A 10,218-nucleotide genomic window follows, 5' to 3' on the forward strand; every position below is an offset into this window, starting at 1 on the left:
GATTTATGTCAGAAGAAATGATTGAACCAAAGGCGATTGATCTAGGGGAATACCAATTTGGTTTTCATGATGATGTGGAGCCGATTTATTCAACAGGAAAAGGCTTGAACGAAGCTGTCATTCGTGAAATGTCTGCAGCCAAAGGGGAGCCGGAATGGATGTTGGATTTTCGTTTAAAATCCTATGAAGCCTTTAAAAAAATGCCTATGCAAACTTGGGGAGCGGATTTATCTGATTTAGATTTTGATGATATTATTTATTATCAAAAGGCGTCCGAAAAACCTGTGAAAAGCTGGGATGATGTTCCAGATAAAATCAAGGAAACCTTTGAGCGAATCGGAATTCCAGAAGCTGAGCGTGCCTATCTGGCTGGAGCGGCTGCTCAGTACGAATCAGAAGTGGTTTACCACAATATGAAAGAAGAATATGATAAGTTGGGAATCATCTTTACAGATACAGATTCTGCTCTTAAAGAATATCCTGAGTTGTTCAAAAAATACTTTGCCAAATTAGTTCCCCCAACAGATAATAAATTGGCTGCGCTGAACTCAGCCGTGTGGTCAGGTGGAACCTTCATTTATGTTCCGAAAGGAGTTAAATGTGAAGTCCCACTTCAAACGTATTTCCGGATTAATAATGAGGGAACGGGTCAGTTTGAGCGCACATTGATTATTGTGGATGAGGGGGCAAGCGTTCACTATGTTGAAGGTTGTACAGCTCCGACCTATTCCACTGCAAGCTTACACGCTGCAGTTGTAGAAATTATTGCCCACGAAGGTGCGTATATGCGTTATACAACCATTCAAAACTGGTCTGACAATGTTTATAATTTAGTAACCAAGCGAGCGCGTGCTGAAAAAAATGCCACTGTTGAGTGGATTGATGGAAATCTTGGTGCGCATACAACGATGAAATACCCAGCTGTTTACCTTGAAGGAGAAGGAGCTCGCGGGACGATGTTGTCAATTGCCTTTGCCAATAAAGGACAGCATCAAGACACAGGTGCGAAGATGATTCACAATGCACCGCATACCAGCTCTTCCATCGTATCTAAGTCCATTGCTAAAAGTGGTGGTGAAGTAAACTATCGCGGACAAGTTACCTTCAATAAAAATTCGAAGAAATCAGTGAGTCATATTGAATGTGATACGATTATTATGGATGATATCTCACGTTCGGATACCATTCCATTCAATGAAATCCATAACTCACAAGTCGCCTTGGAACACGAAGCGAAAGTATCTAAAATCTCAGAAGAGCAGCTCTACTATCTCATGAGTCGTGGTTTATCAGAACAAGAAGCAACTGAAATGATTGTCATGGGATTTGTCGAACCATTTACCAAAGAACTCCCAATGGAATACGCTGTTGAGTTGAATAGACTGATCGCATATGAGATGGAGGGTTCAGTAGGTTGATGGCATTAGTGATTTAGTAGCTATGAAGCTACTAAATACAATGCCATCAACCACTGAATTGGTAGATAAGGAAATACGGTAGTATTTCTACTAATTAGAGTAATTAGAGCAAAGCAAAGAATCTCCGACAGAGGTTGGAGAAAAACAAGGGTTAGCTTGTATCGTTTTACTTACTGAAGTGGTAAATAAGAAGCAACGGGAGTCGCTTGCATTATAAGTCTTATGGGACTTTTTTAATACTCAAAAAGCCCTATAATCTCCAAAGTAGATTTACCCATTATAGAAATTATAGAGCCGAAATAAAAGAAAAGGAAAATCTGCTAGGATTTTCCTTTTTGATACGTTATAAATTCTCATTGACATAACGAATGAATTGATTCCACCAAGAGAGAGGCCAAATAGCTTTTGAAATATCTTTTTCGGCAACCATAGTGATTACTTGATGGTTCTTTTCCAGATAACCCTGACCAATTAAATCTTTGTCAACAATTGCTAGTTCACCAAGTGTTGTCCCTTTTTTGAGGGGAGCATCTACTGTTTTTTTAGTGACTGTAAAATCCGTTAGAACAGCAGGCTCCATTCCCTTTTTAGCGACAACGAGGAGATCATTTTTTGATACCGCTTTGCTAATAGGCTCTTTCCCATTGAAAACAGCAACTTTGCTGCCTTTGTATGACTTCCCCTTATTTACCAAAGGTGACATTGTAAATGTTTGATAGACATAGTCCATCAAATCATTGGTTGCAAGAAAACGATTTTCTGGATAGAGTTCACCATCATGGGCATGGAGGACCACCGTGATGATTCGCATGTGATTTTTTTTGGTTGTTGCGACAAATGAGACCTCTCCGTTTTCTGAAGTGCCAGTCTTCAGGCCATCAACCCCCTCGCGGAAATATAGTCCATCTTCTAGCATTTGATTGGTATTATAATAACTGGTACCGGCAAAGTCATAACTGTACTGTGAAGTGATGTCTAGCACTTCTGGATAGTCTAAAATGAGACGTCTTGCAATAAAAGCGACATCTCTTGCAGACATCTGATTTTCGTCTGATTCTTTAGAATCAGGATAACGATTATCTCCTATATAAATATTATTTAAACCGGTAGCATTCACCAATGTTGCGTGTTTGATTCCCCAGTCTTGAAGTTTATCTTTCATTTTATCTACAAATGCTGACTCGTTCCCTGAGACAGCTTCGGCTAAAGCAATAGTTGCACTATTGGCCGAAGTGTTTAGTGATGCCTTCAGTAAGTCGTGCACGGTATATTCTCGAGCATCTAAGTTTACATTGCTCACAGGTGATATCGTTAGTTCAAATGGATAATCAGAGATAGGGACGGTTGTATCCAGTGTGAGGTTTCCGTTTTCAACAGCTTCATAGGTCAAATAGGCTGTTAGTAAATTGGTGATTGAAGCGATAGAAACAGGAGTCTGCGCCTCTTGTTCATATAATATCTTTCCTGTGTTGACTTCCACAGCAATGGCATGTTTCGCTGGAACTGAAAATTTGTCAGCACTTGCATGTTGCGAAAAGAATGCTAGACTACTGAATAGAATGGAAACGAAAAAGCAAGTTTTGGTGAAATATGGTCTCATAACGACTCCTTTTATTCTTATACAGTATTATAACATAAAAGAAAAAAGGGTGAAAAAAACAAAAAAGTCAGAAAATTTCCAAAAAACTAAAATTACTTTACAATTTCAAAGAACAATGATATAATCTTGATTATACTATTTAAGAATTGTTTAAATTTTGACAATTCGTTATTTTCAAATAGAGGAGACCTTTTATGCAGAAAAGAAAAATTGTGGCTCTTGCTGGTGTGACTTTGTTATCTGCAGGCTTTTTAGCAGCTTGTGGCAATGCTTCATCTGGCAAATCAGAAGCATCAAGCACTTACTCGTACGTTTATACAGAAGATCCAACATCATTGGACTACCTTGCTTATAGTCGTGCACAAATTTCAGATCACGTGACAAACTTTATCGATGGTTTGATGGAAAATGACAAGTATGGTAATCTTGTTCCATCTCTTGCAGAGGATTGGACAGTGTCAAAAGATGGATTGACGTATACTTATACACTTCGTGATGGTATTAACTGGTACACATCAGATGGTGAAGAGTACGCACCTGTAACCGCAGAAGACTTCGTAACAGCTTTGAAACATGCTGTAGACGTAAAAGGTGAAGGTCTCTATGTCGTAGAAAACTCTATTAAAGGTTTGTCAGACTACATGAGTGGTAAGACAACAGACTTCTCAACAGTTGGTGTAAAAGCGATTGATGAGAAAACTGTTCAATATACATTGAACCAGCCTGAAAGCTACTGGAACTCAAAATTGACAATGGCTGTTATGTTGCCATTGAATGCAGACTTCCTTGAGTCACAAGGTAAAGATTTTGGTAAAGTATCACCAGACGGTATTCTTTACAATGGCGCTTACTTGATGAGTAGCATGACATCTAAGTCTTCTATTGAATATGAAAAAAATCCTAACTATTGGGATGCAGAAAATGTCAAAATTGACAAGATTAAATTAACTTTCTATGATGGTCAAGATCCAGAATCGTTGATTAAAGGATTTAGTGATGGTGACTACACAACTGCTCGTGTATTCCCTAACTCTTCTACGTTTGCTGCAGTGAAAAAAGAATACGGCAAAAACATCCGTTATAGCTTACAAGATGGTACGGTTTACTACCGTGTCTTTAACTTGAATCGTGTGACATACAACCACACCGCTAAAACAACAGATGCACAAAAAGAGTCAACTAAGAAAGCTTTGTTGAACAAAGATTTTCGTCAGTCAATTGCATTTGCTTGGGATCGTAAAGCTTATACTGCACAAAGTGTTGGAGAAGATGCAGCTGCAAACATCCTCCGTAACATCCTTGTGGCTCCAACCTTTGTAAGTGCAGAAGCCAAAAACTTTGGTCAATTGACGCAAGAAAAATTGATCACTTATGGTGATGAGTGGGCAAATGTAAACTTGGAAGATGCACAAGACGGTTTCTACAATGCAGAAAAAGCAAAAACTGAATTTGCAAAAGCAAAAGAAGCTCTTGTTGCTGAAGGAGTTGAATTCCCAATTCATCTTGATGTGCCTGTGAACCAAACAAACGAAGTTGGTGTGCAACAAGCATCATCCATGAAGGAATCAATTGAAAAAGCTCTTGGTAAAGAAAATGTAGTAGTTGACCTTCTTCAAATGGGTGATGAAGAATTCCAAAACGTAGCATTCTACACAGAATCTCCTGATCAGAATGATTATGACTTGTCATATGCAGGCTGGGGACCAGACTACTTGGATCCATCGACTTACCTGGATATATTTGCGCCAGGCGGAGCGAGTTTTGACAAGACTGGTATTGCAGTAGATAAAGATACAGCTGTGATTCAACAAGTTGGCTTCGACAAATATGCAGAATTGGTTAAAGTCGCAAACGCTGAAAATGCTGATGTAGAAGCTCGTTACAATAAATATGCAGAAGCACAAGCTTGGTTGACCGATAGTGCTATAGTGATTCCTTATCAATCGCTTGGAGCAACACCGGGTGTAACTAAAGTCGTTCCATTTACAGGAACTGATGGCTGGGTTGGTATCAAGAACTCTGGTTCTTCACACTTCAAAGGTATGGAAGTTGGGGATATCGTTGTAGCTGACGAATACTATAAAGCACGTGAAAAATGGTTGGAAGAAAAAGCAAAATCGAACGCAAAAGCGGAAGAAGAGCTTGCTGACCACGTAGAAAAGTAAAGGACTTTTAAGAACTTTTCCAAGAGGACTTTCTCTATAAGTTTTAGAGAAAGTCCTCTTGAGATTTGGAGGAAAAATTGCAATGAAAAAGTATGTTTTCATGCGTATCTTGCGTTCCCTTCTCTCTCTTTTTCTTGTAACTACTTTGATTTATACCATCATCTATACGATGGTGCCAAGGAAAAAGATTTTTGATAAGGATCCGCTATATGCGAAAATGACTGCTAAACCGGATATAAAGACAAATTATATTAATACTGTCTATGAAAAAATGGGCTACATAGAGTATCTCGATACCAAGGAGCTTAAGGAAGCTGCGGAAAAAATTGATAGTAGTGTAACAACAGCAGGTACTGCTAAAAACAAAGCTATTTACAAAAAATGGGAAGCGGAAAAAGGAAACGGCTGGGTTGTTGGTCGTTTTACAGACAGCAAAGAATTTTATGCAACACGAGAAATTCCTATTACACAACGGATTTTTGAGTTTTATGGAAATTTAATTCAAATTGATCATAAAAATAAAATTCAAGACCCTAAAAACCCAGACCTCGAAAGATATATCCGTGTTGAAAATGATCCATCTATTGGTTGGTCAGTAGTTGGTTCTGGTACAGAGCATAAGTATCTTTTGTATTTCAATAGTCAATTCCCGTTTGTACATCAAAACTTTGTTACTTTTAATATGGGGGTTTCATATCCTACGTATGCCAATATTGATGTATTGGAAGTTTTGACACAAGGGCAGGGTAAGAAGGAATTAACAGAAGTAACCTTCCCAACTGGTGTTACAAAACAAACCTCTATTGATATCTATAGCCGGACGTATAAATCACCTTCTTCTGCTGATGCAAAAGACAAGGCAAATTTCGGCGAAGGGGACGCCTATACAGCAACAAAAGCAAAATATAGAGAACCATCTATGTTAGTGAACTCTTCTATTATTGGACTAATCGGTATCTGTATTGCTTATGCAATTGGTTTACCGCTTGGAACCTTGATGGCTCGCTATAAGAATAAATGGTTTGATAATGCTTCAACAGCAACATTAAGTTTCTTAATGGCCTTGCCATCTATCGCTTTTGTATATATTTTCCGATTGTTACTCGGTAAATTATTTAATCTACCAGATACTTTCCCAGCGCTTGGTGCGGAAGATCCACGTTCTTATGTTTTGCCATCTATTCTGTTAGGACTTCTAAGTGTTCCGAACATTGCTATTTGGTTCCGTCGGTATGTATTGGACTTACAGTCAAGTGATTTTGTCCGTTTTGCACGTGCCAAAGGATTGTCTGAAAGAGAAATCTCGCAACATCACGTCTTCAAAAATGCAATGGTACCTGTTGTAGTTGGTATTCCAAGTTCAGTACTCTTAGTTATCACTGGGGCGACATTTACTGAATCAGTGTTTGCTTTTCCAGGTATGGGTAAGATGTTGATTGATTCGATTAAAGTGGCCAATAATACTATGGTTGTGGCTCTAAGCTTTATCTTTGCAGCCCTATCTATTTTTGCCCTTTTATTGGGTGACTTGTTGATGACAGTAGTTGATCCACGTATTAAATTAACAAATAAAAAAGGAGGTAAATGATGTCGTTGATTGATAAAAGTAAATTTCAATTTGTAAAACGGGATGATTTTGCCTCTGAAGTTATTGACGCCCCTGCCTATTCTTATTGGAAGACAGTGCTTCGCCAATTCTTGAGAAAAAAATCAACCATCGTGATGTTGGTTATTCTGATTGCGATTGTGCTGATGAGTTTCATCTATCCAATGTTTGCTAATTATGATTTCAATGACGTAAGTAAGATTAATGATTTTTCTGCTCGTTTTAATTGGCCAAATTCGAAGTATTGGTTTGGTACGGACGGAAATGGCCAGTCTCTCTTTGATGGTGTTTGGTACGGCGCACGTAACTCTATCATCATTGCGTTGATTGCGACAGTCATCAACTTGACGATTGGAATTATTGTTGGTGGCTTCTGGGGCATCTCAAAGACAGTTGATATGGTCATGATGGAAGTTTACAATATCATTTCAAACATCCCTTATCTCCTCATCATTATTGTCTTGATTTATGCTTTGGGAGCTGGTTTCTGGAATTTAATTTTAGCCTTCTGTTTGACGGGTTGGATTGGTGTAGCGTATTCTATCCGTGTCCAAATTATGCGCTATCGTGACTTAGAGTATAACCTCGCCAGTCGTACATTAGGGACTTCTAACTTTAAATTGGTGATTAAAAACCTCTTACCACAATTAGTTTCTGTAATCGTGACCCAAGCTTCACAAAGTCTCCCTGGTTATATTTCATCGGAAGCCTTTCTATCTTATTTCGGTATTGGACTTCCTGTGACTGTACCAAGTTTAGGGCGTTTGATTTCTAAGTATGCACAAAACGTAACAACAAATGCTTACCTATTCTGGATTCCACTAACAGCGCTAGTTCTTGTTTCGCTGTCACTTTTCATCGTCGGTCAAAACCTTTCTGATGCAAGTGACCCACGTACACATAGATAAGGAGTCAATATGACAAATCAAAAAAATGTAATATTAACTGCCCAAGATGTGGTCGTGGAATTTGATGTTCGTGACCGTGTGTTGACGGCTATCAGAGGAGTTTCTCTCGAGCTTGTAGAAGGAGAAGTTCTGGCATTAGTCGGAGAATCTGGATCAGGAAAATCAGTTTTGACAAAAACGTTCACTGGTATGTTGGAAGAGAATGGTCGCATTGCGTCAGGAAAAATCACTTACCGTGGTCAGGACTTAACAGAAGTAAAATCAAATAAAGATTGGCAAAATATTCGTGGATCGAAGATTGCAACCATCTTCCAAGATCCAATGACAAGTTTAAATCCTATTGTTACTATTGGTAAACAAATCACAGAAGTGATTATCAAGCATCAAGGTGTTTCGGCAAAAGATGCAGAAGCATTGGCAATTGATTACATGGAAAAAGTTGGAATTCCCGATGCTAAAAAACGTTTTAATGAATACCCATTCCAATATTCAGGTGGTATGCGCCAACGGATTGTTATTGCAATTGCTTTAGCTTGTAGACCGGATGTATTAATTTGTGACGAGCCTACCACTGCACTTGATGTAACGATTCAAGCACAAATCCTAGATCTCTTGAAGTCATTACAAAAAGAATATAATTTTACGACAATTTTTATTACGCACGACCTTGGAGTTGTTGCAAGTATTGCAGATAAAGTAGCGGTAATGTACGCAGGTGAAGTAATCGAGTATGGAACGGTAGAAGATATCTTCTATGATCCTCGCCATCCATATACTTGGAGCTTGTTGTCCAGTCTTCCACAGTTAGCGGATGCTAGTGGTGAATTGTACTCAATTCCGGGCACACCGCCATCACTTTATACTCCTGTTGTTGGTGATGCATTTGCTCCTCGTTCAGAGTTTGCTATGCAAATCGATTTTGAAGAAAAATCGCCAGTATTTTCTGTAAGTGATACTCATTGGGCGAAGACTTGGCTTCTTCATCCAGAAGCACCAAAAGTTGAGAAACCTGAGATGATTCGTGACTTACATGAAAAAATAAAGCAAAAAATGTTGACAGAAGAAATTAAATAGGAGGAAGAAATGACTGAAAAATTAGTTGAAATTAAAGATTTAGAAATTTCTTTCGGTCATGGCAATAAAAAGTTTGTTGCTGTGAAAAATGCTAATTTCTTTATCAATAAAGGTGAAACATTCTCTTTAGTTGGAGAATCTGGTTCAGGTAAAACAACCATTGGCCGAGCAATCATTGGGTTAAATGATACAAGTAGTGGGGATATTCTTTACAAAGGTGAAAAAATTAACGGGAAAAAATCTCGCGAAAAAGAACGAGAATTAATTCGTAAAATTCAGATGATTTTCCAAGATCCTGCTGCCAGTCTAAATGAACGTGCAACAGTTGATTATATTATCTCTGAAGGTCTTTACAACTTCAAATTGTATGAAAACGAAGAAGATCGAAAAGAAAAAGTTCGTAAAATTATCAATGAAGTTGGATTACTGGCAGAACACTTGACTCGTTACCCACATGAGTTCTCAGGTGGACAACGCCAGCGTATCGGAATTGCCCGTGCACTTGTAATGCAGCCAGAACTTGTTATTGCAGATGAACCAATCTCCGCTTTGGATGTCTCGGTTCGTGCTCAGGTTTTGAATCTATTGAAGCAATTTCAAGCAGAGCTTGGTTTGACCTATTTGTTTATTGCCCATGACCTTTCTGTTGTTCGCTTTATTTCAGATCGTATTGCAGTTATCCATAAAGGGATTATTGTTGAAGTAGCTGAAACGGAAGAACTCTTCCGCAATCCAATCCATCCTTATACACGATCACTTTTGTCCGCTGTTCCAATTCCAGATCCTATTTTGGAACGTCAGAAGAAATTAGTCGTGTATAATCCTGATGATCATGATTACAGTGTGGACCAGCCTAAAATGGTTGAAATTAAACCAGGTCACTTTGTCTGGTGCAATTCAGCAGAAGAAGCACAATATAGAAAAGAATTCCTGTAACCCTGATATCGTATATTGTGAGAAGACTAGAATGGTCTTCTCCTTTTTTATGGGATACTTCTTCCGGAAAAATTTCATAGCTACCATCAGCCCTAGTAAACCTCAAATTGCAAAGATTTAAAGTTTTTTCCTTAAGTTATCACGAAGTGAGAGAAAAGACCTTATAAGAAAATAGGAAAAGTTCCGGAATAAAAAAATTCCGGGCTTTTTTTAAAAGAAGAAGGACAAAAATGTCCTGTACGAACCCTTATGTAGGAAGTAGACTAGAGAGGAAGGAGTGGAAAGATGGAATTTAAGACAATCTATTCAAAGGTAAGCGGGATAGTGGAGAAAGCCCGGAAGGAATACTACGTGAAGTCATGGGAGCACGAGGATTGGGAACAAGAAGGGATGCTGGTATTGTATGAATTACTATCAAGCGATGCAAGCATCACGGAAGACATGAGTCGCTTATATGTGTACTATAAGGTTAAGTTCCGGAATCACGTAAAAGACAAGATACGGCGCCAAG

General features: G+C 38.5%; 7 protein-coding genes. 6 read left to right on the plus strand and 1 reads right to left on the minus strand.

Going from position 1 to position 10,218, the window contains the following annotated elements; all coding sequences use genetic code 11:
* The first annotated feature begins 5 nt into the window (after nt 1–5).
* Nucleotides 6–1,418: a Fe-S cluster assembly protein SufB gene (gene sufB / locus A3I9_RS0109805; RefSeq protein WP_018378856.1), complete on the plus strand. Its 1,413-nt coding sequence runs from the start codon at nt 6–8 to the stop codon at nt 1,416–1,418.
* A gap of 343 nt (nt 1,419–1,761) precedes the next feature.
* On the opposite strand, the gene pbp3 is transcribed toward sufB, so the two are convergent.
* Nucleotides 1,762–3,018: a D-alanyl-D-alanine carboxypeptidase PBP3 gene (gene pbp3 / locus A3I9_RS0109810; RefSeq protein ID WP_018378857.1), complete on the minus strand. Its 1,257-nt coding sequence runs from the start codon at nt 3,016–3,018 to the stop codon at nt 1,762–1,764.
* A gap of 194 nt (nt 3,019–3,212) precedes the next feature.
* Here pbp3 and A3I9_RS0109815 point away from each other — a divergent pair, with 194 nt between their 5' ends.
* The 5 genes from A3I9_RS0109815 (at nt 3,213) to A3I9_RS0109835 (ending at nt 9,707) form a co-directional block, all read left to right on the plus strand.
* Nucleotides 3,213–5,183 carry a peptide ABC transporter substrate-binding protein gene (locus A3I9_RS0109815; protein WP_018378858.1) on the plus strand — a complete coding sequence of 657 codons (1,971 nt, stop codon included), beginning with the start codon at nt 3,213–3,215 and terminating at the stop codon, nt 5,181–5,183.
* A gap of 82 nt (nt 5,184–5,265) precedes the next feature.
* Nucleotides 5,266–6,771 carry an ABC transporter permease gene (locus tag A3I9_RS0109820; RefSeq protein ID WP_018378859.1) on the plus strand — a complete coding sequence of 502 codons (1,506 nt, stop codon included), beginning with the start codon at nt 5,266–5,268 and terminating at the stop codon, nt 6,769–6,771.
* A complete protein-coding gene (gene oppC, locus A3I9_RS0109825; RefSeq protein ID WP_018378860.1) occupies nt 6,771–7,697 on the plus strand; it encodes an oligopeptide ABC transporter permease OppC in 927 nt (308 codons plus the stop codon). The genes A3I9_RS0109820 and oppC overlap by 1 nt, the downstream gene beginning before the upstream one ends.
* Nucleotides 7,698–7,706: 9 nt before the next feature.
* The gene (locus A3I9_RS0109830; protein WP_018378861.1) at nt 7,707–8,771 is read left to right on the plus strand and encodes an ABC transporter ATP-binding protein; all 1,065 of its coding nucleotides are present in this window, start codon (nt 7,707–7,709) and stop codon (nt 8,769–8,771) included.
* A 9-nt stretch (nt 8,772–8,780) separates the two neighbouring features.
* The gene (locus A3I9_RS0109835) at nt 8,781–9,707 is read left to right on the plus strand and encodes an ATP-binding cassette domain-containing protein (RefSeq protein ID WP_018378862.1); all 927 of its coding nucleotides are present in this window, start codon (nt 8,781–8,783) and stop codon (nt 9,705–9,707) included.
* Nucleotides 9,708–10,218: the final 511 nt, after the last annotated feature.

The organism is Streptococcus ovis DSM 16829 (assembly GCF_000380125.1).
Taxonomy (GTDB): domain Bacteria; phylum Bacillota; class Bacilli; order Lactobacillales; family Streptococcaceae; genus Streptococcus; species Streptococcus ovis.